The 23,730-nt window shown below is 64.5% G+C and carries 20 protein-coding genes, 1 tRNA gene and 1 riboswitch; of the genes, 7 read left to right on the forward strand and 14 right to left on the reverse strand.

Going from position 1 to position 23,730, the window contains the following annotated elements; all coding sequences use genetic code 11:
• Positions 1–95: 95 nt before the first annotated feature.
• The gene (locus tag BCCGELA001_RS11550) at positions 96–1,286 is read left to right on the forward strand and encodes an adenylate/guanylate cyclase domain-containing protein (RefSeq protein ID WP_060735339.1); all 1,191 of its coding nucleotides are present in this window, start codon (positions 96–98) and stop codon (positions 1,284–1,286) included.
• 3 nt (positions 1,287–1,289) lie between these two features.
• Here BCCGELA001_RS11550 and clpS read toward each other — a convergent pair whose 3' ends face one another.
• The 3 genes from clpS to BCCGELA001_RS11565 all read right to left on the reverse strand — a co-directional run bounded on the left by clpS (position 1,290) and on the right by BCCGELA001_RS11565 (position 3,350).
• A complete protein-coding gene (clpS, locus tag BCCGELA001_RS11555) occupies positions 1,290–1,595 on the reverse strand; it encodes an ATP-dependent Clp protease adapter ClpS (protein ID WP_008551298.1) in 306 nt (101 codons plus the stop codon).
• Positions 1,596–1,729: 134 nt separating this feature from the next.
• The gene (gene crcB, locus BCCGELA001_RS11560) at positions 1,730–2,113 is read right to left on the reverse strand and encodes a fluoride efflux transporter CrcB (RefSeq protein WP_008551296.1); all 384 of its coding nucleotides are present in this window, start codon (positions 2,111–2,113) and stop codon (positions 1,730–1,732) included.
• Between the two features lie 28 nt (positions 2,114–2,141).
• On the reverse strand, positions 2,142–3,350 hold the full coding sequence (locus BCCGELA001_RS11565; RefSeq protein ID WP_060735340.1) for an MFS transporter: 1,209 nt from the start codon (positions 3,348–3,350) through the stop codon (positions 2,142–2,144).
• A gap of 95 nt (positions 3,351–3,445) precedes the next feature.
• Positions 3,446–3,523: riboswitch (Fluoride riboswitch) on the reverse strand.
• 287 nt (positions 3,524–3,810) lie between these two features.
• On the opposite strand from BCCGELA001_RS11565, the gene BCCGELA001_RS11570 reads away from it, so the two are divergent.
• Positions 3,811–4,668: a DUF1194 domain-containing protein gene (locus BCCGELA001_RS11570; protein WP_060735341.1), complete on the forward strand. Its 858-nt coding sequence runs from the start codon at positions 3,811–3,813 to the stop codon at positions 4,666–4,668.
• A gap of 156 nt (positions 4,669–4,824) precedes the next feature.
• Positions 4,825–5,460, forward strand: a complete 636-nt coding sequence (locus BCCGELA001_RS11575) for a hypothetical protein (RefSeq protein ID WP_060735342.1) — start codon at positions 4,825–4,827, stop codon at positions 5,458–5,460.
• 32 nt (positions 5,461–5,492) lie between these two features.
• Here BCCGELA001_RS11575 and BCCGELA001_RS11580 read toward each other — a convergent pair whose 3' ends face one another.
• Entirely contained in the window at positions 5,493–6,266 is a 774-nt protein-coding gene (locus BCCGELA001_RS11580) for an enoyl-CoA hydratase/isomerase family protein (protein WP_060735343.1), read from the reverse strand.
• 176 nt (positions 6,267–6,442) lie between these two features.
• Entirely contained in the window at positions 6,443–7,501 is a 1,059-nt protein-coding gene (locus BCCGELA001_RS11585; RefSeq protein WP_008551282.1) for a class I SAM-dependent methyltransferase, read from the reverse strand.
• A 200-nt stretch (positions 7,502–7,701) separates the two neighbouring features.
• On the opposite strand from BCCGELA001_RS11585, the gene BCCGELA001_RS11590 reads away from it, so the two are divergent.
• Positions 7,702–8,304: a hypothetical protein gene (locus BCCGELA001_RS11590; RefSeq protein WP_008551281.1), complete on the forward strand. Its 603-nt coding sequence runs from the start codon at positions 7,702–7,704 to the stop codon at positions 8,302–8,304.
• An 85-nt stretch (positions 8,305–8,389) separates the two neighbouring features.
• Here the strand turns inward: BCCGELA001_RS11590 and BCCGELA001_RS11595 are convergent, their stop codons facing one another.
• The 8 genes from BCCGELA001_RS11595 to BCCGELA001_RS11630 form a co-directional block, all read right to left on the reverse strand.
• Positions 8,390–9,637: a class I SAM-dependent RNA methyltransferase gene (locus BCCGELA001_RS11595; protein ID WP_060737612.1), complete on the reverse strand. Its 1,248-nt coding sequence runs from the start codon at positions 9,635–9,637 to the stop codon at positions 8,390–8,392.
• Positions 9,630–10,364, reverse strand: a complete 735-nt coding sequence (locus BCCGELA001_RS11600; protein ID WP_060735344.1) for a TlyA family RNA methyltransferase — start codon at positions 10,362–10,364, stop codon at positions 9,630–9,632. Before BCCGELA001_RS11600 ends, BCCGELA001_RS11595 begins: the two co-directional genes overlap by 8 nt.
• A gap of 97 nt (positions 10,365–10,461) precedes the next feature.
• Positions 10,462–11,016 (reverse strand): nucleoside 2-deoxyribosyltransferase, encoded by a 555-nt coding sequence (locus BCCGELA001_RS11605; protein ID WP_008551270.1) that lies wholly within the window; start codon positions 11,014–11,016, stop codon positions 10,462–10,464.
• 178 nt (positions 11,017–11,194) lie between these two features.
• Positions 11,195–13,123 carry a 1-deoxy-D-xylulose-5-phosphate synthase gene (dxs, locus tag BCCGELA001_RS11610; RefSeq protein WP_060737613.1) on the reverse strand — a complete coding sequence of 643 codons (1,929 nt, stop codon included), beginning with the start codon at positions 13,121–13,123 and terminating at the stop codon, positions 11,195–11,197.
• 606 nt (positions 13,124–13,729) lie between these two features.
• Positions 13,730–13,981 (reverse strand): exodeoxyribonuclease VII small subunit, encoded by a 252-nt coding sequence (locus BCCGELA001_RS11615; protein ID WP_008551229.1) that lies wholly within the window; start codon positions 13,979–13,981, stop codon positions 13,730–13,732.
• Positions 13,982–14,055: 74 nt separating this feature from the next.
• A complete protein-coding gene (locus BCCGELA001_RS11620) occupies positions 14,056–14,985 on the reverse strand; it encodes a histone deacetylase family protein (RefSeq protein WP_008551228.1) in 930 nt (309 codons plus the stop codon).
• 135 nt (positions 14,986–15,120) lie between these two features.
• The gene (locus BCCGELA001_RS11625) at positions 15,121–16,776 is read right to left on the reverse strand and encodes a bifunctional metallophosphatase/5'-nucleotidase (RefSeq protein ID WP_008551226.1); all 1,656 of its coding nucleotides are present in this window, start codon (positions 16,774–16,776) and stop codon (positions 15,121–15,123) included.
• Between the two features lie 257 nt (positions 16,777–17,033).
• Positions 17,034–17,792 (reverse strand): enoyl-CoA hydratase-related protein, encoded by a 759-nt coding sequence (locus tag BCCGELA001_RS11630; protein WP_008551224.1) that lies wholly within the window; start codon positions 17,790–17,792, stop codon positions 17,034–17,036.
• 251 nt (positions 17,793–18,043) lie between these two features.
• Here BCCGELA001_RS11630 and BCCGELA001_RS11635 point away from each other — a divergent pair, with 251 nt between their 5' ends.
• The gene (locus BCCGELA001_RS11635) at positions 18,044–19,276 is read left to right on the forward strand and encodes an MFS transporter (RefSeq protein WP_060735345.1); all 1,233 of its coding nucleotides are present in this window, start codon (positions 18,044–18,046) and stop codon (positions 19,274–19,276) included.
• A gap of 206 nt (positions 19,277–19,482) precedes the next feature.
• Here BCCGELA001_RS11635 and BCCGELA001_RS11640 read toward each other — a convergent pair whose 3' ends face one another.
• On the reverse strand, positions 19,483–21,261 hold the full coding sequence (locus tag BCCGELA001_RS11640; protein WP_060735346.1) for an acyl-CoA dehydrogenase: 1,779 nt from the start codon (positions 21,259–21,261) through the stop codon (positions 19,483–19,485).
• A gap of 256 nt (positions 21,262–21,517) precedes the next feature.
• Here BCCGELA001_RS11640 and BCCGELA001_RS11645 point away from each other — a divergent pair.
• Both BCCGELA001_RS11645 and BCCGELA001_RS11650 read left to right on the forward strand, forming a co-directional pair.
• A tRNA-Gln gene (locus BCCGELA001_RS11645) sits at positions 21,518–21,592 on the forward strand.
• A gap of 100 nt (positions 21,593–21,692) precedes the next feature.
• Positions 21,693–23,663, forward strand: a complete 1,971-nt coding sequence (locus BCCGELA001_RS11650; RefSeq protein WP_060735347.1) for a DUF6538 domain-containing protein — start codon at positions 21,693–21,695, stop codon at positions 23,661–23,663.
• Positions 23,664–23,730 lie beyond the last annotated feature (67 nt).

Below are 23,730 nucleotides of genomic sequence, written 5' to 3' on the forward strand. Positions count from 1 at the left end.
AGCGATTTTCCGAAGATCATGCGCCAGATATAATGCCGCGGTACTAGCCCACCGCGCAGCTTGACGGCCCCGCAACTTCGTCCGCAAATGCGGGCATGAACAGCTCCGAGCTCCAGCGCGTTTTGAATTGGCTGATCGACGGCGCCTGGTCGGCTCAGGAGCCGGCCGAGATGATCGCCGATTTCTGCGAACGTCTGGTCGCGGCCGGCCTGCCGCTGTGGCGGTTCGGCATCTTCATCCGCACGCTGCATCCCGAAATCTTCGGCCGCAACTTCATCTGGCGGCAGGGCGAGGATGTCGAAATCGGCAGCGTCGATTTCGATGTCCTGGATACGCCCGAATTCGCCCAAAGCCCGCTTCGTATCGTATTCGAGCAGAGCGTGGAGGTGAGAGGGCGGGTCGATGATCCCAACAGCAAGCGGTTTCCGATCGTCGACGACATGCGCGCCGAAGGGGCGACCGACTATATCGCAGTGCCGCTGCCGTTCCTCGACGGCTCGACCCATGCGACCAGCTGGATGACTCGGCAGCCCGGCGGCTTCAGCGATGACGACATAGCGGCAATCCGGGCCATCATCGCGCCGCTCGCGCGCGTCAGCGAGATCATCAGCCTGCGCCGCACCGCGGAGATGTTGCTCGACACCTATGTCGGTAATCGCGCGGGCGCGCGCATCCTGGGAGGCCAGATCCGCCGCGGCCACAACGACACCATGCAGGCGGCGATCTGGCTCTCGGATCTGCGCGGCTTTACCGCGCTGTCGGACCGGCTGCCGGCCGAGGCGGTGGTCACGATCCTCAACCATTATTTCGATTGCCAGGTCACCGCGATCCGCGGCCATGGCGGCGAGGTCTTGAAATTCATGGGCGACGGTCTGCTCGCCGTGTTTCCCATCGACGAATATGTCGGCGATGCCGCCCATGTCTGCGCGGGCGTGCTGGAGGCGGCGCGCGAATCCCGCGCCAGCGTCGAAGCGCTCGCCATCCCTGTCGGCGAGGCCGTCGAGCGTTTCCGCTTCGGCGTCGCGCTGCACGTCGGCAATATCCTGTATGGCAATATCGGCGGCGGCAACCGGCTGGACTTCACCTGCATCGGCCCCGCCGTCAATCTCGCGGCGCGGCTGGAGAAGATCACGGGGCGGTTGGGGCGAACCGTCGTCGCCTCGGAAGGTTTCGCCAATGTCTGCCGGCACGATTGGCACGAGCTCGGCGAATTTCCGATCGCAGGATTTTCCAAGGCGCAGCGCGTGTACGGGCTGGCGGAAGAGACGTACGCGCAGGCCGGCTGAGCCCTATTCCTCCGGCTCCGTCGTGAACAGCAGCGGATAGCCCTTGGCGCGGCCGGCGTCGGTGGCGCGCGTCGCCTTGGTCTCCGCGACGTCCTTGGTGAACACGGCGACGACGCAGGTCCCCAGCTTGTGTGCGGTGATCATCACCTTGTAGGCCTGAGCCTCGGTCATACGGAATTCGGCCTTGAGGATCATCGTGACGAACTCTCGTGGCGTGTAGTCGTCGTTGATCAGGATGACCTTGTGCAGCCGCGGCCGCTCGACCTTGGTCTTCGTCCTGGTTTTCGGCGTGGTGACGGTATCGTTCATCGTGTCCTGAAACGCCCCGGCCCTGATCAGCTCCAGCCGTCTCATCATATTGCAGGCGCCCGGCCTGCTCCAAGATGGCCGATGTGGTCGTGATCATGCCGTTGCGGATGGGCAGGAATGCGTGGCTGCGCTGCCTACGGAAGCGCGCGGACGAGCTGCAAGGCGGCGATCAGCGCGCCCACGGACAGCACCACCGATGCAATCATATAGACGGCGGAGGCAACGGTCTGGCCGCGTTCGATGAGATACCAGGCATCCAGCGAGAACGTCGAGAACGTCGTGTATCCGCCGCAGATGCCGACAGTCAAAAATATCCGGGCAGCCTGCGGCAGGTTCCATCTCGTCGCGAACAACGCGGTGAAGACGCCGATCAGGAACGATCCCGTTACGTTGATGATCAGCGTGCCCCACGGAAAGTCGGTGCCGAAGGCGCGCCCCGAACCGATGGCAACGAGATAGCGCAGGACCGCGCCGAGCGCTCCGCCTGCCGCGACTGCCAGAATGTATTGGATGTTCAACGTCCCGTTCCCTGGTTTGCGACCTGCATCATTGGTCCTTTGCCGCCAACCCGCCGCCGACTGCGAGCAGCCCGACGAGCGAGACCAGCGCGAAGGCCAGCCCCGCCAGGAACGTGCCTGCCGGACCGTAGACGTCCCACAACGCGCCGGCGATCACGCTCGCAGCGAGCAGAGCAAGACCCGTGAACAGGTTGAAATAGCCGAAGGCGGTGCCGCGCAGGCTTGGCGGGGCGGCATCGGCGACCATCGCCGACAGCAAGCCTTGCGTCAGTCCCATATGTAGCCCCCACAGCACGACGCCGAGCGCGAGGCCCGCAAGGCTCGGCAGCAAGGCCAGCGCGAGGTCGGCAGCGGCGAGGAAGACCAGGCCAAGCGCGAGCAGGCCGGTCCGGTTGATCCGGTCCGACAGCACGCCGGCCGGATAGGCCGACAGCGCATAGGCGACGTTCATCAGCACCAGCACCGCCGGCACCCACATCGCACTGAGTCCGATGTTCTGTGCGCGCAGGATCAGGAAGGCCTCACTGAAGCGCGCCAGCGTGAACACGATTCCGATCGCGACGACGCGCCAGTACACCGCTCCGAGCTGGCGCATCGCGGCGAGATTGAGCGGATTCTTCGCACGCTCCCTGCTCGGATCGGGGTTCGGCTCGCTCACGGCGAAGGCGATCAGTCCAAAGGCCAGAAAGGCCGGAAGCACCGCAACCCAGAACACGATGTTGAAATTGTCGGCCGTCCACCACATCAGGCCGATCGCAACGAGCGGCCCGAGGAAGGCGCCGATGGTGTCGAGCGATTGCCGCAGCCCGAAGCTTGCGCCACGCAGGCCGACGGGGGCGATGTCGGCGATCAGCGCATCTCGCGGTGCGCCGCGGATGCCCTTTCCGACGCGGTCGATGAAGCGCGCCGCCACCAGCCAGCCGACGCTTGGCGCAAGCGGAAACAGCGGTTTGGTGAATGCGGCCAGCCCATAGCCGAGCGCGGCGAGCAGCTTGCGGCGGCCGAGCCAGTCCGACAGCGCGCCGGAGAAGATCTTGGTGATCGAGGCGGTCGCCTCGGCAATGCCTTCGATGAAACCGACGGTGAGCGTGGAGGCGCCGAGCACAGTGACGAGATAGATCGGCAGCAGCGCATGGATCATCTCGGAAGAGATGTCCATCAGCATCGAGACGAAGCCGAGCACCCAGATTCCCCTGGGCAGCGAGGTCCGTGCAGCATTCGGTGTCGTCGTCGTCACGCCTTCTCCTGACCCTGCCTTCAGGCAACAAAAAACCCGCCGTCGGCGGGTTTGTCCATGCTCCCGCCAAAGGCAGAGCCTCTATGAGAGCCCCACCTCGAGCAGGAGTCATCAGCCCATTACGGCAACGGACCGCCGGGCGGTTGTCGGGGGACTCCATCCCCATCTGTGCGGCCAGCCTAGCATGGAAATTGTGCCGGACAAGTGGGTGGGGGCGTGTCTCCACATTGCACGTGTCATTCCGGGTGTGCGTCGCGAGAACCCGGAATGCCGAGATTCTCGGCTGCGCGAGGACGTCTGTGATCGCGCGAGTTCCGGTGACGCAAGCGCGGCAACATGGCGGCGGGTTTGCGTGAAGCTCGCAAATTCCTAACTCGAATGTGAAGTGCAAACGATCTTCGCGCTTTGCGGCAAGGCGTTTGCATGTCACCATCGCGTCATACGACGGGAGACTGCTGCGATGCGCTTGCTGTTCTCGATCGGGGCTGTGCTGGTGGCCGGCGTACTCGCCGGAGGAGATGTCGCGGGCGTCGCGGCACCGGGGCCGAATTTTGAGCCGACCAAGACTCAGCGGCTCGCCGCCGACAAGGACGCGCAGGCGGTCGACGTCGAGCTGGTCCTGGCGGTCGATGTCTCCTACTCCATGGACATGGACGAGCTCGCGATCCAGCGCGAAGGCTACGCGCAGGCGATCCAGTCGAAGGAATTCCTCCAGGCCCTGAAGCTCGGTCCGAACGGCCGGATCGCGGTGACCTATTTCGAATGGGCCGCTTCCAGCGACCAGAAGATCATCATCCCCTGGCGGCTGGTCGACGGGCCGGAGACGGCAGATGCGGTCGCCGCCGAGATCATGAAGACGCCGATCCGGCGCGCCTCGCGCACGTCGATCTCCGGCGCGATCACTTTTGCCATGCCGCTGTTCGACGAAGATCCGTATCGGGGCCTGCGCCGCGTCATCGACATTTCCGGCGACGGCCCCAACAACAATGGCGGCCCGGTCACGGTGGCGCGCGACGCCGCGCTCGAGAAGGGCATCGTCATCAACGGTCTGCCGATCATGGTCAAGGAGCCGTCCTATTCGACGATGGATATCGACAATCTCGATTTCTACTACGAGGACTGCGTCATCGGCGGTCCCGGCTCCTTCGTCATCACGATCAAAGAGCGCGATAAGTTCAAGGAAGCGATCCGCACCAAGCTGCTGATGGAGGTCGCCGGCCGGACGCCGGAGCGCCCGGTGATGCGGGTTGCCGACAGGGAGCCGCGCGTCAATTGCATGATCGGCGAGAAGATCTGGTCGGATCGCTGGGGCCGCTGACAGCCGGCTCCGTTGGGACCTTTCGCCTCATCTCGTCGGGCGATCGAGCTTAACCCCTCGTTAACCGGCACGTGGCCCTAATCCGGGTGTTTCAGTTTGCTTCCGATCGGACGCGAACGAAAGCGGGTTTGTCAGGCCCGTCCACCGAGCAGTCCAATGGCCACCGTCTCAGCGACCACCAGCCAGATTTCCCCCGCCAACGAGCGGGTGTTTCGCCAGAGCAGGCTGCTCGGCGAATGGAAGGGCAATTGGGTCGGCAACAACCAGCCTGTCAGCTTCAATGTCATCAACATCCGCGGTGCCCGGGCGCAGGTCGAGTACACTCACAACGGGCGGACCGAGCGTGGTTTTGCCGAGGTCAACGGCTCGCTGATCAGCTTCGGTGGGGTCACGGTCGGCACCAAGGACGGCAAGAACATGGTGCTGCTCTACTCCGTTGGCGGTGCCGGCAAGCAGACCGCCAATTTGGAGAAGCAGGATCCGCCGCCGTCCGACAGCCGTCTCATGGGGAGCTGGGGTGGCTATTCCAGCGACAACGGCAAGAGCGCGAGCTTCAAGGTGCTCTCGGTCAACGGCAAGGAAGCCCAGGTCAGCGTCACCACCGACGGCATTACCCGCCAGGGCACCGGCATCGTCTACAAGAACGTCATCATGTTCGGACAGGCGCAGATCGCCACCGACGACGGGCAGAACGGCAGGGTCATCTATCAGGTCGGCAGCAAATCCTTCATGGTGCCGGTGACCAAATATCCGCCGGCTGATTCATCCTCCACGCTCGACAAGACCGCCTGAGCGCACGGCGTTGCCGGCGCGGGCTGCCGTCCTCACCATTTCGGCGGTCGCTTCTCCACGAACGCTCTCAAGCCCTCCTGCGCCTCGTCCGAGGTCGCGACGTTGCAGAAGTCGTCCACGGCGCTGGCGATGCTGCGCCGGTAGTCCAGATCGATCTGGCGCATGAAGGCGGCGCGGCCCATGCGCAGCACCGCCGCTGATTTCCCTGAGAACCGCGCCGCCAGCGTGGCGACCTCCGCCTCGAGCTCCGCATCGCCGACGACGCGGTTCACCACGCCGAGCTCGCGAGCCTCTGTGGCGCTGAAGACGCGGCCGGTGAACAGCAGCTCGAAGGCGCGGTGACGTCCGACGATGCGCGGCAGATGAGCATAGTGGATCGCCGGGATGACCCCGACGTCGATCTCGGGATAGCCGAACGTCGCGCTTTCGGCCGCCAGCACGACGTCGCAGGACACTGCCATGGTCATGCCGCCGCCGCGGGCCGCGCCACCGACCGCCGCGATCGATGGTTTTCCGAGCCCGTACTGGGCGTCGTAGAGGTCGATATAGAGCGCCTGGAGGAATTCGCGGATCTGGGCGCCGGGCTTGCCGAGCAGGATGTCGAGATCGAGGCCCGCCGAAAAGCGTTTTGGAATCGCACTCTCCAGCACGACCACGCGCGCGTCCTGATCGTCCGCTGCCCGGTGGAAAGCTGTGACCACCGCGCGGATGACCTCGAGGCTCAGCGCGTTGACGGGCGGGCGGCGCAGCGTGATGCGGGCGATGTTGCCAGCGCATTCGTAAGTGACGGGATTGTCGGATGTCACCGGGTTCTCCGGGCTTCAAGATATCGATCGCTTCAATTGCCGGTCGATCTTCCAACAACAGCGTCGTAGCCCGCCAGCTTACGTGACGGCCCGAGCGAGGCAAGGAGCTCCATGCGGCGTCAGGCTGCGGCATCGGCATGGCCGTATGCCGCAGTCACGCGACCCCTGTGATACGGTCAGATCCGCGCCTCCAGGATCAGGTTGAACGGGGTTTCGGCGGCGCGACGGAAGCGCGAGAGGCCGCCTTCGCGCGCGACCTTGCGCAGCCTTGCCTCGCCGGCTTGTGCGCCGAGCGCGAGACCGACCTCCTGGTCCAGCGAGGCCGGTGTGCAGATCATGGTCGAGGCCGCATAATAAACGCGGCTGACCGGATTGAGATTGTCTTCAAGGCGATCGCCTGCGAACGGCTCGACCAGCATGCAGGTGCCGTCCTCGGCCATGGTTTTCCGGACATGGCTGATGGCGCCGACGGGATCGCCCATATCGTGCAGGCAGTCGAAGAAGCAGACGAGGTCGTATCCCTCGGCCGGATAAGACTTGGCCGATTGAACGGCAAAGGAGACCCGATCGCCCAGCTTGGCCTCCGTAGCGGCCTTTCGCGCGGCCTCGATCGAGCCCTCGTGATAGTCGAAGCCGTAGAAGCGCGAGTTCGGAAAGGCCTCGGCCATCAGCCGTGTCGAAACGCCGTGGCCGCAGCCGACATCGGCCACCTTGGCGCCGCGCTTGAGCTTGTCCACGACACCGTCGAGCGCAGGCAGCCACTCCTGCACCAGATGATGCATGTAGCCGGTGCGGAAGAAGCGCGCGGTGCCGCAGAACAGGCACTCGCTGCGCCGGTTCCAACCGACACCCTTGCCGGTTCTGAACGCGTCCGTGATCTTCGGCTCGTCGAGAAAGGCAGCGGCGATGACATTGCCGACCGCGCCGAGGAACACCGGGCTGTCCTGATCGGCCAGCGCCATTGCCTGTTCCGGCAGCATCGAGAATTTTCCGGATGCTGCATCATATTCGACGTAGCCGGATGCCGCCTGGCTCGCGAGCCATTCGCGGACATAACGTTCCGCCGTGCCGGTGGCGCTCGCGAGCTCGGCGGAGTTCATTGGCCCTTTGGCGGCGAGGGCGCGGTACAGGCCGAGTTTGTCGCCCAGCAGGACCAGCGACGCGTTCATCGCGGCCCCGACCTCGGTGATCATCTTGCCCATAAAGGCATTCAACCTGTCGGTATTGACCTCCATGACAGCCTCCATGTGATGGCATTTTCAAGTGTCTTGGACACGGACGCGGGCAAGCGCGTCCTTTAAATGGGTCCGTTCGTCATGGAGCAGGTTCAATGCGTCAGGAAAAGGTGATCCGGTGGGGGAACCACCGGCATCGCGTTGCTGGCAATCTTGGGAGCCGGCGGGTATGATTTGGGAAGTTTCTGACGGTTATCTGAATGCCAGGCTTTGCCACTTCACCCGCGCTCGCAATCCTCTTCGCCGCGCTCTGCGTTTGCGCAGCTCCCGCTCATGCGCAAGTCGCGCCCCTGAGATATTGGATTCCCGGCGGACCCTTCGGCCTTGGCGGCAGCGATGGCCAGAGCGCCGATACCTATGGCAATTTCCAGAGCTTCAATGCCGGCGATGCAGGGAGCCGCACCAATTTTGCGAACGGCTTCTTCGTCGGCAGCCAACGGGGCAACCTCAATTGGAGCGGCCTCGGCCAGACTGGTTTTGCCGGCAATTTCAGCGCGCTGTCCTATGACAGCACGCAGTTCGGCTACAACACCAAGACGGCGGGCGGCTTGCCCGTCACGTTCTTCGCAGGTGTCGAAACGCTGAAATTCGGCAACGGCATCGGCAGCTCGATTGCGCCGCTGACCTCCGGCGCCGCACCGGGATACAGCGCATTTGCGGGTGTCGAGTTCAAGCCCACCTCCAACCTCAGTCTGTCGTTTGGGGCCGGATTCGGCCAGCAGGACTCGGGCCGCATGGACAGCGACATCAGATCGAACATGCTGCCGGGGGAGTCGCCGGCGCTGAGTGGGCTTCGGCGCTAAAGCATGATCCGGAAAAGTGCGAAGCGGTCTTCCGGAAAGATCATGCGTCAACAATAACCCAAAGCGCGTTGATATTCATCCCGCTTCAGCGTCTAAACTTCGCCACCAGCTCCACATGCGGCGTGTGCCGGAACTGGTCGACCGGTACCACCGTTTCGAGCTTGTAGCCGCCGTCGATCAAGAGTCGCGCATCGCGCGCGAAGGTCGCGACGTTGCAGGACACGGCGACGACGACGGGCACCTTGCTCGCGGCAAGCTTCAGCGCCTGCGCCTGCGCGCCCTGGCGCGGCGGGTCGAACACCACGGCGTCCAAGTCGCGCAGCTCTTGCGGCACCAGCGGGCGGCGGAACAGGTCGCGTGGTTCGGCCTTGATCGGCTTCAGGCCGGGTGTGCGCGCCGCTTTGGCGAGCGCGGCGATGGCGCCGGGGTCGCTGTCATACGCGGTGACGCGCGCCTTCTCGGCAAGCCGTAGCGCGAATGGGCCGACGCCGCAGAAGAGGTCGAGAACCTCCTTGGCCTTGCCGACGCGCTCGGCAACGAGCGCCGCAAGCGTCTCTTCGCCCGCCACCGTGGCCTGCAGGAACGAGCCCGGCGGCAGCGTCACCTCCGCGCGGCCCATCCTCACCGTCGGCGGCAGGCGTTGCAGCACCAGCTCGCCATGCCGCGTCAGCCGGGCCAGGCGATGCAGTTCGGCGACGCGCGACAGCGCGGTGACCAGCGCCGTCGGCAACGGGCCGGAGCCGCGCACGTCGACGTCGAGGCCGTTGGCGGTGGCGGTGACCTGGATGTCGAGCGGCTTCGTCACCGGCATCTTGGACGTCAGCTGTTCGGCGAGGGCCCAGGCGGCCTCGAGCGCGCCCTCGAGCCCGGGATCGAGAATGGGACAGCGATGAATCGGAATGACGTCGTGCGAGCTCGTCGCGGAGAAGCCGACCTTGAGGATGTCGTGCGTGCCAAAGCGACCATGCAGCGTGATGCGCCGGCGCCCTGCGCCGTGCGCATCGACCAGCTCCGCCACCTCGCAATCGAGGCCGGCCTGCACCAGCGTCTCGACCACGATGCTGCGCTTCCAGGCCTGATAGGGCTTGGCGGCCCAGTGCTGGATCGCGCAGCCGCCACAGACGCCGAAATGTGGGCAGAACGGTTCGACGCGCTCGGGACTTGCGACGTGCACCGCCAGCAGCTTGCGGCGATCGGGATGGTGGCCCACGACGTGGTCGACCTCGACCGTCTCGCCGCCGAGCGTGTAGGGCACGTAGACGGCATCGCCCGTGGTGAGCGAGACGCCGTCGCCGCGATGGCCGACGTGATCGATCGTCAGCCGTTCAACCACGGCGCGCGCCCAGGAAGAATTCGACATTGCCGTCGCCACCCGTGATTGGTGACGGGAATATCTCGATGTCGGTGCAGCCGAGCGAGGCGGCGAACGCCGCGATGTCGTCGCAGATCTCCCGGTGCACGGCGGTGTCGCGGATGATGCCCTTCTTGTTGTGCTTCCGCTCGGCCTCGAATTGCGGCTTGATCAGCGCCAGCAGGCTCATCGGCGCGGCCGCGAGCGACAGCGCCACCGGCAGCACCGTCTTGAGCGAGATGAAGCTGACGTCGATGACGACGATGTCGGGCCGTGCCGGCAGGCGCTTGCCCTCGTAGCTGCGGATGTCGGTATCCTCCATCGACACGATCTTGGGATGATCGCGCAGCGAGGGATGCAACTGACTGGTGCCGACATCGATCGCGAACACCAGGCTCGCGCCGTTCGCGAGCAGCACCTCGGTAAAGCCGCCGGTGGAGGCGCCGACGTCGAGGCAGACATGGTCCTCGATCTCGATCGGGTAACGCTCCAGCGCCCCGGCAAGCTTGACGCCGCCGCGAGAGACGTAAGGATGCGCCGGCTCGGCCTGGATGATCGCGTCCTCGGCGATCGTCTCCGAGGGTTTTGCGACCTGCTTGTCGTCGGCCGTGACGAGGCCCGCCTCGATCGCCGCGCGCGCCCGCGCCCGGCTCTCGAACAGGCCACGCTCGACCAGCAATACATCCGCGCGCTTGCGGGCAGGGGGCATCGGATCTCCGAACGACGACTTAACGTTTGAGCATGATCTTATCGGAAAACCGCTGCACACTTTGCGCTTACGCGGCCCTCCGGGCCCGGATCATGCTCTATGTAGCAATCAATCGCGCGGCCGCCATGCGGACGCAAGTCTCGAACGCGGCGAGATCGTGCCAGACGTCGATCGGCATCGTGGCCGGCGTGACCAGCGCGCAGCCATGCAGCTCCAGCGCATGGATCATCATGAGGTTGTCGACCAGGCCGAAATCCTCGACCGTCAACCCCTGCGCGTCGACCAGCCGTCCGTCCTCGGACACGACGTCCATGAAGCGGCCGACGCGGTCGGCATAAACCGCGCCATCGTTGGAATAAGCGAGGCAGAATTTGCGGCGGCCGGCCATGTAGCCGAGCTCGTAGACGGTGCCGGGATCGGCGCCGGCGCCCCGGAACGGGGTGAGGTTGGCGATGATCGCATCGGCCGCGTCCATCATCGCCTCGTTGCCGCAAAAGATTTGCCGCGAGGCATCGGGCGCGGTGAGCTCGATCGCGTTGTCGAGGGGAAAAAGGCCGGTGAGCCCGTGCGAAGCGCAGATTTCAACCTTGCGCTGGCCGATCTCGACCGCATCCGGCAGGAAAACGTCGGGGCCTGCCAGATAGATTTTCATGGGTGCGGTCTGCCGATGCGAAGCGCGATGCGACACCTCCCCCATCGGGAGAGGCCGGCGCGAAGCGCCGGGTGAGGGGTTACCCCCTCTCGTGGGACCTCAACCCCTCACCCGGATTGCTTGCGCAATCCGACCTCTCCCGATTGGAGAGGTGGGGGGCAGCGTCTGTCGCGACGGCTCAGGCCAGCTTGACCGTCTCGGCCTTGACGTCCTTGCCGAGCGCTTCGAACACCTTGGCGACGATGCCCTTGGCGTCGAGACCGGCACGGCCGTACATCGCGGCCGGCGTGTCGTGGTCCTGGAAGACGTCGGGAAGCACCATCGAGCGGAACTTGACCATGCCGGTGTCGAGCACGCCCTGGTCGGTCAGGAACTGCGCCACATGCGAGCCGAAGCCGCCGACCGAGCCTTCCTCGATCGTGATCAGGATCTCGTGGTCGCGGGCGAGCTTGAGCACCAGTTCGGTGTCGAGCGGCTTCATGAAGCGCGCGTCCGCGATCGTGGTCGAGAGGCCATGGGCGGCGAGTTCGTCGGCCGCCTTCTCGCACTCGGCGAGGCGGGTGCCGAAGGAGAGCAGGGCGATCTTGCTGCCCTGGCGGATCATGCGGCCCTTGCCGATCTCGAGCGGAATGCCGACCTCGGGCATCTCGATGCCGCGGCCTTCGCCGCGCGGATAGCGCAGCGAGCTCGGACGATCGTCGATCGCGACCTGGGTCGCCACCATGTGCACGAGCTCGGCTTCGTCGGCCGCGGCCATGATCACCATGTTGGGCAGACAGCCGAGATAGGCGTTGTCGAACGAGCCGGCATGGGTCGCACCGTCGGCGCCGACGAGGCCGGCGCGGTCGATGGCGAAGCGGACCGGCAGGTTCTGGATCGCGACGTCATGCACGATCTGGTCGTAGCCGCGCTGCAGGAAGGTCGAGTAGATCGCGCAGAACGGCTTGTAACCTTCACTCGCAAGGCCGGCGGCGAAGGTCACCGCGTGCTGCTCGGCGATGCCGACGTCGAAGGTGCGGTCGGGGAAAGCCTTGTTGAAGATGTCGACGCCGGTGCCTGACGGCATGGCGGCGGTGATGGCGACGATCTTGTCGTCCTTCTGCGCTTCCTTGACGAGGCTCTGGCCGAACACGTTCTGATAGGCCGGGGCGTTCGGCTTGGCCTTGGCCTGGGTGCCGGTCGCGACGTCGAACTTGACGACGGCGTGGTACTTGTCGGCCGAGGCTTCCGCGGGGCCGTAGCCCTTGCCCTTCTGGGTCACGACGTGGACCAGGATCGGGCCGGTCTCCATGTCGCGCACGTTCTTCAGCACGGGCAGGAGATGGTCGAGATTGTGGCCGTCGATCGGGCCGACATAGTAGAAGCCGAGCTCCTCGAACAGCGTGCCGCCGTCCATCATGAAGCCGCGGGAATATTCCTCGACGCGGTTGGCGCGGCTGGCGATGATCTTGGGCAGGCGCTTGTTGATCTGCTTGGCCGCATCGCGCAGCGTGCGATAGGTCTTGCCGGAATAGAGGCGCGACAGATAGGCGCTCATGGCGCCGACGGGCGGGGCGATCGACATGTCGTTGTCGTTGAGGATGACGATCAGGCGCGAGTTCATCGCACCCGCGTTGTTCATGGCCTCATAGGCCATGCCCGCCGACATCGCGCCGTCACCGATCACGGCGATAACGTTGTTCTTGCCGCCGGAGAGGTCGCGCGCGACGGCCATGCCGAGACCGGCCGAGATCGAAGTCGAGGAATGCGCCGCGCCGAACGGATCGTAATCGCTCTCGCTGCGCTTGGTGAAACCGGACAGGCCGCCGCCGGTGCGCAAGGTGCGGATGCGGTCGCGCCGGCCGGTGAGGATCTTGTGGGGATAGGCCTGATGGCCGACGTCCCAGATCAGCCGGTCGCGCGGCGTGTCGAAGACGTAATGGATCGCGGTGGTGAGCTCGACCACGCCGAGACCCGCGCCGAAGTGACCGCCGGTGACCGAGACGGCATCGATGGTCTCCTGCCGCAGCTCGTCGGCCACCTGGCGAACCTGCTCGATCTTGAGCTTGCGCAGGTCTTCCGGCGTCCGGATGGTGTCGAGGAGCGGCGTTTTACTGTATGCGTTCACGGCGATTTCCAATTTGTCAGCGCCGGAAGGTCATTCCGGTGCAAGATGGGTTTGCACAATTTCGGCGCAGCGCGAGTCCTCAAACCGTCGGAGCCACCTGCATGGGGCAAGGCCCCGTCTTCAAGCTTAGGTAAGCTTAAGTGCGCTCCGGTTCAGTCTCTGTGATCCCTGTCACTTAGATCGGCTTCGCCCGTCCCAGCCAATTCATCAGCAGTTTGAAGCGCTTGTCGTTGGTAATCTGTGCCCACGCAAGGCTTGCAAAAAGCCACACTCCGCGCAGCTTTACACCAAAGCTGAGGCCAAAGCCAACCCGCTGGGCCGATTGGGGGTTATGCAGTGCAACCGGTGGGCCAGAGTGGTTAACTGCGGCCCGCGACGAGGGGTTCCAGGCTGGCCAAGTCTCTGAGCGAGCTTTTTCGCCAGAATCAGAGCTTTCTTATCCTCGTACTTCCCGGTTCCAAGACGGGGTTCAGCGTGCTTCCGACATATGGAACCGTAATGTCGCACGGGACGGCGCCGTGCGATCATGAAAAAGGCAGCCGACTGTGACCCTCGTGCACTACAACGGGGATCAAGTTCGGTCAGGCCAGATGTGGGAACCCTTAGCTACTGAACGTCGAGCGGCGCGGTGCCGGTAGCCTGGCCGCTGGCATCGGTGGTGATCTTGTCGACGCGGGCCTCTGCCTGGCGCAGCAAATCCTCGCAGCGGCGCTTCAAGGCTTCTCCGCGCTCATAGATCGTCACGGATTCCTCGAGCGGCACCTTGCCGTCTTCGAGCCGCTTCACGATCGTCTCGAGTTCCTCGATCGCGCGCTCGAAAGTGAGCCTGGAGACGTCGATTTGAGTATTTTCGGCCATATCCGTTTCCGATTGCCCGGTTCGCTTAGCCCTCAGTGAAGGCGGGTTTTGCGGGCTTAATGTGGCGGGCGTGGTCAGGCGCCCATCAAGGCGCCGACATGCGCCGTAACAGATTCTTTCAGTCCTTGCAGGTCGTAGCCGCCCTCGAGCACCGAAACCACGCGCCCTCCGGCGCTCTTGTCGGCGAGGTCCATCAGCTTGCGCGTCACCCAGGCGTAGTCCTCCGCGCGCAAATTCAGCGAGGCCAGCGGGTCGCGGTAATGCGCATCGAAGCCGGCGGAGATGATGAGCAGCTCGGGGCTGAATTTTTCCAGCTGCGGCAGGATCAGATTTTCGAACGCGCTGCGGAATTCCGGCCCGCCGTCCTCGGAGGCGAGCGGCGCGTTGACGATGGTGTCGTGATCGCCGCGTTCGCTCTTGGCGCCGGTGCCCGGAAACAGCGGCATCTGGTGTGTCGAGCAATACATCACGGTGGGGTCCGACCAGAAGATGTCCTGCGTGCCGTTGCCGTGATGCACGTCGAAATCGACGATGGCGGCGCGCTTGATGCCGTATTTGCGCTGGGCGTGGCGCGCGGCGATCGCGACATTGTCGAAAAAGCAGAAGCCCATCGGCTTGCCGATCTCGGCGTGATGTCCGGGAGGGCGCACGGCGACGAAGGCGTTGCGATGCTCGCCGGCCATCACCGCTTCGGTGGCGGCCACCGCGCCGCCGACGCCGCGCATCACCGCTTCCCAGGTGCCGGGGGACATCGAGGTGTCGCCGTCGATATAGACCTGGCCGCTGGTCGGCGCGATGTGGCGCAGCTCGGTGACGTAATGCTCGTTGTGGCACAGCGTGACGAGATCGAGATCGCCTTCCGGCGCCTGGTCGCGCACCAGAAACTGGAAACGCTCATGCGACAGCGCTTCCTCCACTGCGCGCAGGCGATCCGGCCTTTCAGGATGTCCCGGCGGCGTGACGTGGTCGAGGCAGGCCTTGTGGGAGAGAAGAAGCGTGCTCATCAGGTCGGCCTCGCGGGAAAAACGGCGCTTGACGTCGCTTGGCGCATCCGGCGCCAAAACGCAATGCAAAACCCAATCTAGGCATTTGGGCGGCAATGGCAAAGGGTCGGCCCGCGCCGGCCGGTTTGATCCGGATCAATTCACCCGCAGGATGCGGGTCGGCGGCAGCGGACCGATCGGCCCATGCGCCCGGAAGAACGCGAACAGCGCGTCCGCATCATAGCCGCCATATTGCAGCGCCGTGCCCTGCTTGGCGACGGTAAAACCGTCGCCGCCGACGGCGAGGTAATCGTTGACGGTGACGCGATATCCGCTCCCGGCTTCGACCGGCCTGCCGTTGAGCGTCATCTTGTCGAGGCTCACGCGCTCGCCGAATGGCTTCGCCGCATCCCAGGCATAGCTGAATCCATTCGACACCTGGAGGATTCGGGGCCGCTTCGGGTCCAGCCATTGCTGTTCCAGCAGGTCCTTGAGCTGGCTGCCGGTCAGCGTCAGGGTGACGAGGCGGTTGCGGAACGGCTGGCTCGCGAAGACGTCACCGAACGTGATCGCGCCGTTCTCCTTCGGCACGATGTCGGTGCGGATGCCGCCGGGATTGGTGAGTGCGATGACGGCGGAGCCGTCCTTGGCGTCGCGGGTCGCGAATAATTGCGCATCTGCGATGACGTCGCCGAGCGGGCTTTCGCCGGCCTCGTTGGGACTACGCGACAGCGTTTGCGTCACCGATCCCGCCGGCCGGTTGGCGATCGGCGCCGACAGTCTGTCGTAAGCCTCGATCAGTGCCGTTTGCTCGGGATCCTTCGCCAGCGAGGTATTGGCGACGATGACGTTCTCGGCCTTGGCGCCGACGATGTCGCGGCTTGCCGGATCGAGCTTGAGGTCGATCGCGGTGACCAGCGTGCCGTATTTGTCGCCGCTGGTGACGAGCCGTCCGTCGATGTCGCAGACATAGGCGCGATGGGTATGGCCGCTGACGACGACGTCGACCGCACGGTCGAACTTTTTCACGATATCGACGATCGGTCCCGTGATTGCAGGACATTCGTTGTAGTCGCCCGAGGGCTCGCCGCCCTGGTGGATCAACACCACGATCGCCTCGACCCCGCGCGCCCTCAGCTGCGGCACCAGCGCGTTGACGGTCTCAGCCTCGTCGCGGAATTCGAGCCCGGTAATGCCTGATGGCGAGACGATGCCGGCAGTCTCCTTCAACGTCAGGCCGATGAAGCCGACGGGGATGCCGTCGAACTCCCTGATCTCATAAGGCGGCAGCACGCTCTTGCCCGTCGCGGTCTCCAAGGTGGATGCGGCGAGATATTTGAATTTGGCGCCGGTGAAGGTATGCGGTCCCTGGCAGCCGTCGAGCGGATGGCAGCCGCCGTTCTGCATCCGCAGGAGCTCGGTCTTGCCTTCGTCGAATTCGTGATTGCCGACCGAGCTGATCGCAAGCCCCATCATCGAGAGCGACTCGATCGAAGGTTCGTCGTGAAACATCGCCGACAGGAACGGGCTCGCGCCGATCAGATCGCCGGCGGCGACGAAGATCGTGTTCCTGTGTCCCTCGCGCAGCTGCTTCACCAGCGTCGCCATATATTCGGCGCCGCCGGCGGCGACCATGACCTTCTTGGCTTTGTCCTCGGGATCTCCGATACGGATTCCGCCCGGCGGCGGACGCAAATTGCCGTGGAAATCGTTGATTGCGAGGATGCGCAGCTCGACCGGCGCGGCGGTCTGGGCCGAGGCGGGCAGGGCAAAGATCAGCGCGAAGACGGCAAGGGCGGATCGGTATCGCATGGAGAGAGAGTAGCCACTCCGCGCGAAGATTTCACGAAGCATTGTCGTGAACGCCTGACGCTTCCTTCCTTCGCCCTGTGGGAGAAGGTGGCGCGAAGCGCCGGATGAGGGGTTGTTTCCGCGAATTGCGACGGGGATGTCGTAGGGTGGGCAAAGCGAAGCGTGCCCACCTTCTATCGCAATTTGGTAGGTGGTGGGCACGGCGCAAGTGCGCCTTTGCCCACCCTACGATGCCCGGTCTTGCGGATAGAGACCACTCACCTTTTCTTCCTGTTCGCAAACGCATTGAACGCCGCCACCGCTTCGTCCGACTTCAGCCGCTCGCCGAACAGATGGCCTTCCTGGTCGATGCGGCGGGTGAGTTCTTCCGGCGGGGTGCGCAGCAGTTTGCGCGAGGTTGCAACGGCCTCGGCCGGTAGCCGGCAGATCTCGCGTGCCACTTTGCGCGCCTCGACCTCGGTGTGTCCCGGTGAGACCACGGTGTTGACGAAGCCCGCGGCGTGCGCCTCGGCGGCGGTGAAGGTTCGCCCCATGATCAGCATTGCGAAGGCGCGCTGGTAGCCCATCGTATTGGGCATCAAGAGGCTCGCGGCGCCGACCGGAACGAGGCCGAGATGGATGTAAGGCGCCGAGAAGGTCGCAGCGTTCGAGGCGAGCACATAGTCGCAGTGGAACAGCATCACCGTGCCCATGCCGATCGAGGCGCCGTCCACGGCCGCGATGATCGGCTTGGCATTGAGGGCCAGCGAATAGAGAAATTTGGCCCCTTCCGACAGCGTCTCGGGGCGCGAGGTGTCGGCATTCAGGAAATCGTCGATGTCGTCGCCGGCGGTGAACACGCCGGAGCCGCCGGTAATGATCATGCAGCGGATGTCGGGGTTGTTCTGCGCGGTGTCGATCGCACGGCTCATCTCCCGATACATGTCCTGCGTGATCGCGTTCTTCTTGCCCGGTCGGCGCAGGGTGATTACGCGCGTTCCACGCTCTTCGGTGACGACGATATTGCCGTTCGGCATGCGAGCTCCCTGCGATCGCCGCGGCGCTTGCCTCTGGCGTGTCTCACGAAGCGCCAGCCTACATCATCTTGCAGCCCTGCCAATGCGCCGGTTCGGCTTTTCGATGCCGATCCTGTGACGGCCGGCCGTATCGCTCGTCACGTGCTATTGCGCATTGCAACAAATGGCTACAATGTTTCATTTGAAAAACCGGGGGTTGTGGGGCACGATCGGGCTCGGCGCCATTTGCTTTCAGCGATTGCTCCATTGATATGATTGCCGCAACGCGCATTGACGAATCCTCGCTGCACTATCGCGGCTGGCGCGTCGTGCTGGCCTGTTTCATAATGGCCTTCTTCATGTTCGGCTTCGGCCTCTATGGCCAGGGCGTCTATCTGGCCGAGCTGCAGCGCGTCCATGGCTGGCCGGGCACGCTGGTCTCCGCGGCCAGCACGTTCTCATTCCTTCTCACCTCCGTCCTCGTCATCTTCACCGACGTCCTGCTCGCCCGCATCGGGCTGCGCGCACTGATCCTCTGCGGCCTTTCTGCACTCGGCACTTCGACCGTGCTGCTGGCGCTGATGCAGACGCCCTGGCAGCTTTATCTCGCTTATGCGCTGATGTCGGTCGGCTGGACCGGCATGGGCACCGTGGTTATCGCAACCGTGCTGAACTCCTGGTTCGAGCAGCGCCGTGGCCTCGCGCTCAGCCTCGCCTTCAACGGTGCGACCTGCGGTGGCATCATCCTGGTCCCGCTGCTGCTGTCGCTCACCGGCAGCATCGGTTTCCGGTCCGCGATGCTGGCTGCCACGCTCGCCATGATGGTGCTGGTGCTGCCTGTGGTCGTGACGTTCATCGGCTGGCCCGCGGGGACGTTGCCTTCTTCGGGCGGACGTGCCCCCGGCGCGGCTGCGCCGGTTCACTCGCGCAAGGCGCTGCTCGCCAATGCGGCATTCTGGACCATGGTGTTGCCGATCGCGATCGCGCTGCTGGCGCAGATGGGCTTCATTATCCACCAGGTGGCGTTTCTCGAGCCGCTGATCGGGCGCGCGAGTGCCGGCCTTGCCGTGACCCTCATGGCAGCGATGGCGATCGTCGGCCGCCTGTCGCTCGGCCTGTTCGTCGACCGGCTCGATCCCAGGCTCGCCTGCGCGGCGTCGATGACGAGCCAGGCTGCCGCGCTGTTCGTGGCCCTGCAAAGCACGAGCCCGACCGTGCTGCTGGCCTGCTGTGCTGTCTACGGCTTCTCGATCGGCAACATGATCACGTTTCCGCCTCTGATCATCCAGCGCGAGATCGGCTCTTCCGCCTTTGCTGCCGCGATGGGCCTGGGCACCTCGATCAGCGGCATCGTCAGCGCCTTCGGCCCCGGCATCGTCGGCCTGGTGCGCAGCTTCACCGGCAACTACACGACGGCGTTCGCGCTGTGCGTGGTGCTCGATCTCGTCGCCGCGGGCGTGGTGCTGTGGCGGCCGGGGAGAAGGGCGGAGATTGCGGCTTCGTAGCTGGGCTGAGCGAAGTGCCAACGCGGGAGCCGCAGTGTAGTTGGTGTGTCCCACACACTCGGTGTCATCGTCCGCGAAGGCGGACGATCCAGTACTCCGAGACGTTCAAAGTGATCGCGAAGCCGCGGCGTACTGGATTCCCCGCCTTTGCGGGGAATGACAGTGGAGAGCGGGCGCGCAGGGGTGATGACGGACCGGCCGTGTCCCTATCCCAACAGCACCGCGTCCGCCGCCGCAACCGACTCCGCGCTCTCGGTCACCGTGCGTTCGAGCGCTCCTGCCTGCACCGTGATGTTCTCGGCGAAGAAGCGCGCGAGCGAGACGTAGCGCGCGGCATCCGTCGCGCCCTCGGCCTTGGCGGCGAGCGCCTCGGAGGCCAGCATGCAGCCGCCGAGCGTTGCGCCGAATTGCTGGAGATACGGCGTCGCGCCGGCGAGCGCCTCGTTCGGTGCGGAAGCAACGCGCTCGAGCAGCCATTTGCTGGTGCGCGTCAACGCTTCCAGCGCCTCGCGCAGCTTCGTGCCCGTGGTGCCGAAGGCGGGATCGTTGGAGGCTTCCACCTGCTTGACGGTCGCCGAGAGCTCGTCGAGCAGTGTCCACACCGACGCGCCGCCATTGGCAGCTAACTTGCGCGTGACGAGATCGATCGCCTGGATGCCGTTGGTGCCTTCGTAGATCGCGGTGATGCGGGCATCGCGATAATGCTGCGCGGCGCCGGTCTCCTCGATGAAGCCCATGCCGCCATGCACCTGCACGCCGAGATAGGCGACCTCGTTGCCGATGTCGGTGGAATAGCCCTTTGCGATCGGCGTCAGCAGCGCCGCGCGCGCGGCCGCGTCGTTCCGCACCTTGGCGTCCTTGGCGCGGGTGGAGACGTCGATCGCGACCGCGGTCGCATAGCAGATGGTGCGCGCCGCTGCGGTCTGCGCCCGCATCCGCATCAGCATGCGCTTGACGTCGGGATGGACGAAGATCGCATCCGAGCCGTCGCCCTTCTTGCCCACGGCGCGGCCCTGCTTGCGCTCCTGGGCGTAGGACAGCGCCTGCTGATAGGCGCGATCGGCGACGCCGACGCCTTCCAGGCCGACGCCGAGGCGGGCCTGGTTCATCATCGTGAACATGCAGCGCATACCCTGGTTCTCTTCGCCGATCAAAAAGCCGATGGCGCCGCCATGATCGCCCATGGTCATGGTGCAGGTCGGCGAAGCATGCATGCCGAGCTTGTGCTCGACGCCGCTGGCATAGATGTCGTTGCGCTGGCCCAGCGAGCCGTCTGCATTGACCATGAATTTCGGCACGAGGAACAGCGAGATCCCCTTGGTGCCGACGGGCGCGTCCGGCAGGCGCGCCAGCACGAAGTGCACGATGTTGTCGGTCATGTCGTGCTCGCCATAGGTGATGAAGATCTTCGTCCCCTTGATGCGATAGGTGCCGTCGGCCTGCTTCTCGGCGCGGGTGCGCAGCGCGCCGACATCGGAGCCGGCCTGCGGCTCGGTGAGCTGCATCGTGCCGGTCCATTCGCCGGAGACGAGCTTTTCGAGATAGATTGTCTTCAGCTCGTCGCTGCCATGCGCTTCCAGCGCTTCCATCGCGGAGGCCGTCAGCAGCGGGCAGAGACCGAAGGCGAGATTGGCGGCGCTCCAGATCTCGGTGCAGGCCGCGTTGATCGCGAGCGGCAGGCCCTGGCCGCCGAAATCTTCCGGACCGGACACCGCGTTCCAGCCGCCGTCGGTCCAGCGCTTGTAGGCGTCGGGCCAGCCCGGCGCGGTCGTGACCTTGCCGTCCTCGAGCTTGATGCCGTGCTCGTCGCCGACCTTGTTGAGCGGCGCCAGCACGTCGGTTGCGAATTTCCCGGCTTCCTCCAGCACGGCCGCGGCAATGTCCGCGTCGAAATCGCCGTAATGGCCGGCTTCCACTGCGGCCTTGAGGCCGGCGCCATGGTTGAGCGACAGCAGCATGTCAGAAATCGGCGCGCGGTAGGTCATGGCTCACTCCCGTGGACATCATTGGCGCCGTATTCCCACGAAACGGGGGCGGTCTCAATGGCCGGTGGATGGGGATGACGCAGCTCCGGGGCGGAGTTACCGGGTCCTATAATAAAGTGAGGCGGGCGGATGGTCCGCCCCGTGTGGTATTTTGCCTCTCCAGGCGGTTGAAATGCCGCGCCGCTCCCTATAGACCGGCAGCGACCGAAGGGAATCCGCGGCAGCTCGATCTGCCGCCGTTCGCCCGGTCTTCAGTTGGGGCGTAGCCAAGCGGTAAGGCAGCGGATTTTGATTCCGCCATTCGGAGGTTCGATCCCTCCCGCCCCAGCCAGATTGCCCGGGCAGCCTGAAATCACTCACGAAACCGGCCTGGCTGGGGAGCTGCTGCACAGCTCTGCGACACATTGCTGCTGCACAGGGTGTGTTTTGCAATGGCCGTCCACATCTTTCGCCGTGATGCCGTGTATTACTGGCGGCGCCGACGGCCCCGCGCGCTTGCCAATATCCTGGATCGCCAGCATGTTTTTCTGAGCCTCCGAACGACCAGCCCTGTCGTGGCGCGTCGGATGGGGGCTCAGCTTGACCTGATCCTGGAAGATGCCGCGATGCTTGCCGAGAGTGCCGACCTGAACCTGTCACGGTCCCAAATTGAGACAATGCTCCGCGGCGTCGTCGATCAACATCTGACGAAGCTCGATCGGGTCGCGCACGCCGCCAAGCGCTCGGCCGGTTTTGACTTCGAGCGTGAACGGATGGCCGACAAGCGGGCCTTCTGGAGCTATTCCCTGCTCGATGCTCAGGGCGTAGCCGCCGTCGTACGCCCGGAGGATCGCATCCGGATGGCTGCCGACGGACTGTCCGAATCCGATATCGAGGCCGTACAACATCATCTGATGACGCTCCGCTTCCAGGATATCGTCCCGACCAATCAGCATATCCTTCGGCGCATGGTCGACGCCGTCGGTGCCAGCCCGACGGCAATGAACATCGACGTCGCGCAGGGGACGTACTTCCGCGGAATGAAGCTTGCGCTGGCCAAGGTCGATCGCCGCTACGGAGGCAGCCGCGTCGAGGATCACGGCTTTGTGGATCGCATGCTCCTCGCCAAGAGCGATCCACCGAAGCCGATTTTGGGGCCGGAGGCCGCCAGCCGGGTCCGGCAAAGCGATCCACCGGCAACTGAGGATCGTTCCGCGCACTCCGTGCCCATGGCGCGTTTCTCAGAGTTCACAGAGCAACTCATCCTGCAGCACGCCAGAGACGGTCATTGGGACGAGAAGACCCAGCGGCAGGCGAGAAGCATTTCAAACTTGCTCGTCAAGTTCATGCTCCAGGACCAGCACGTCGAGAGCATCGAGACCCTGCGCCAACATCACATGGGGAAGTTCGTCGACTTCCTCCGATCAGACATTTACCAGAACTACGGCAAATCTCCGAAGGATGAAGGCCGGAGCATCGCCGAACTCCGCGCCATCGCCCGGGAGCGCCCCGCGAGCAAACGCGGGATCGCCGGCGACACGCTCAATCGTCACCTCACGTTCCTTGCTCAAATCTTCCGGCACGCAGTTGCGCGCGGCGTTGGCACCCTCGCGGAGATCGACCTCCTCGCACTTCGCTCGAAAGGCAAGAAGAAGCGTGCGCGCGACGAGAGGCCCAAGCTGCCGTTCGAGCAGGCTGCAGCCATCTTCCGGACGCCTCCCTTCAACAATTGCGCCGCTTGGGATCGCTTGAACGAACCGGGACCGGATGGTCTGCGCCAGCTTTTTCACTGCGCGCTCTATTTCGTCCCGATCCTCATTTACTACACCGGCTGCCGTCGCGAAGAGCTGTGCGGGCTGATGGTGGATGACGTCATCCTCGACAATGGCGCAATTCCTTACCTCCACATTGCCAAGAACGAGCGGAGGCGGGTCAAGAACCCTCAGTCGCAGCGAAATATCCCGTTGCATAGTGAGGTGCTGCGGCTGAATTTCGTCGCCTATGTCAAGGCTATCAAAGCGCTCGGCTACAAGCTGCTCTTCCCCGATCTTTACTCCCCCTCCAGCCGATCCCCGCTGGGCGACCGCTTCTACAAGGAGTTCAAACCAATTCTGGTGTCCGTCGGAGTGACCGAGAAGGGACTGGGCTCTCACGCGGTCCGTCACCTGTTCGGTGCCCAGCTCAAAAAGAAGCTGGTGACGGAAGAGGATCGCGCCGATCTGCTTGGTCATGGCGGCGATAGCGAGACCAGCGAGCGCTATTGCGAACCGCATGAAATCGCGACCCTCTTGAAGTTCGTGGAGAAGCTGCCGGTGGTGACCTTCGACTTGGAGCCCCAGGAAGTGCAGCTGCTACCGTGGGTGCTGAAGAAGGAAGTTGCGCCGTTTTCTCAGCCGTCGCGGTCGAAGCGTAGGGATTCATAAGAGGGGCGCCGGATAGCACTAGCCCGCGACTGATAGAGTATCGAACAAATGCTCATCAGTCTCGAGG

The organism is Bradyrhizobium sp. CCGE-LA001 (genome assembly GCF_000296215.2).
In the GTDB taxonomy this organism is placed as follows: domain Bacteria; phylum Pseudomonadota; class Alphaproteobacteria; order Rhizobiales; family Xanthobacteraceae; genus Bradyrhizobium.

Bases quoted from the DNA above. Each gene is read 5' to 3' on its own strand.
- BCCGELA001_RS11630 (WP_008551224.1), bottom strand. From the start codon at position 17,792: ATGCCGAACGGCAATATCGTCGTCACCGAAGAGCGTGGAACGCGCGTA.
- BCCGELA001_RS11650 (WP_060735347.1), top strand. From the start codon at position 21,693: ATGGCCGTCCACATCTTTCGCCGTGATGCCGTGTATTACTGGCGGCGC.
- clpS (WP_008551298.1), bottom strand. From the start codon at position 1,595: ATGAACGATACCGTCACCACGCCGAAAACCAGGACGAAGACCAAGGTC.
- BCCGELA001_RS11590 (WP_008551281.1), top strand. From the start codon at position 7,702: ATGCCAGGCTTTGCCACTTCACCCGCGCTCGCAATCCTCTTCGCCGCG.
- BCCGELA001_RS11640 (WP_060735346.1), bottom strand. From the start codon at position 21,261: ATGACCTACCGCGCGCCGATTTCTGACATGCTGCTGTCGCTCAACCAT.
- BCCGELA001_RS11625 (WP_008551226.1), bottom strand. From the start codon at position 16,776: ATGCGATACCGATCCGCCCTTGCCGTCTTCGCGCTGATCTTTGCCCTG.
- BCCGELA001_RS11585 (WP_008551282.1), bottom strand. From the start codon at position 7,501: ATGGAGGTCAATACCGACAGGTTGAATGCCTTTATGGGCAAGATGATC.
- BCCGELA001_RS11605 (WP_008551270.1), bottom strand. From the start codon at position 11,016: ATGAAAATCTATCTGGCAGGCCCCGACGTTTTCCTGCCGGATGCGGTC.
- BCCGELA001_RS11635 (WP_060735345.1), top strand. From the start codon at position 18,044: ATGATTGCCGCAACGCGCATTGACGAATCCTCGCTGCACTATCGCGGC.
- BCCGELA001_RS11575 (WP_060735342.1), top strand. From the start codon at position 4,825: ATGGCCACCGTCTCAGCGACCACCAGCCAGATTTCCCCCGCCAACGAG.
- BCCGELA001_RS11550 (WP_060735339.1), top strand. From the start codon at position 96: ATGAACAGCTCCGAGCTCCAGCGCGTTTTGAATTGGCTGATCGACGGC.
- BCCGELA001_RS11615 (WP_008551229.1), bottom strand. From the start codon at position 13,981: ATGGCCGAAAATACTCAAATCGACGTCTCCAGGCTCACTTTCGAGCGC.
- BCCGELA001_RS11570 (WP_060735341.1), top strand. From the start codon at position 3,811: ATGCGCTTGCTGTTCTCGATCGGGGCTGTGCTGGTGGCCGGCGTACTC.
- BCCGELA001_RS11620 (WP_008551228.1), bottom strand. From the start codon at position 14,985: ATGAGCACGCTTCTTCTCTCCCACAAGGCCTGCCTCGACCACGTCACG.
- BCCGELA001_RS11600 (WP_060735344.1), bottom strand. From the start codon at position 10,364: ATGCCCCCTGCCCGCAAGCGCGCGGATGTATTGCTGGTCGAGCGTGGC.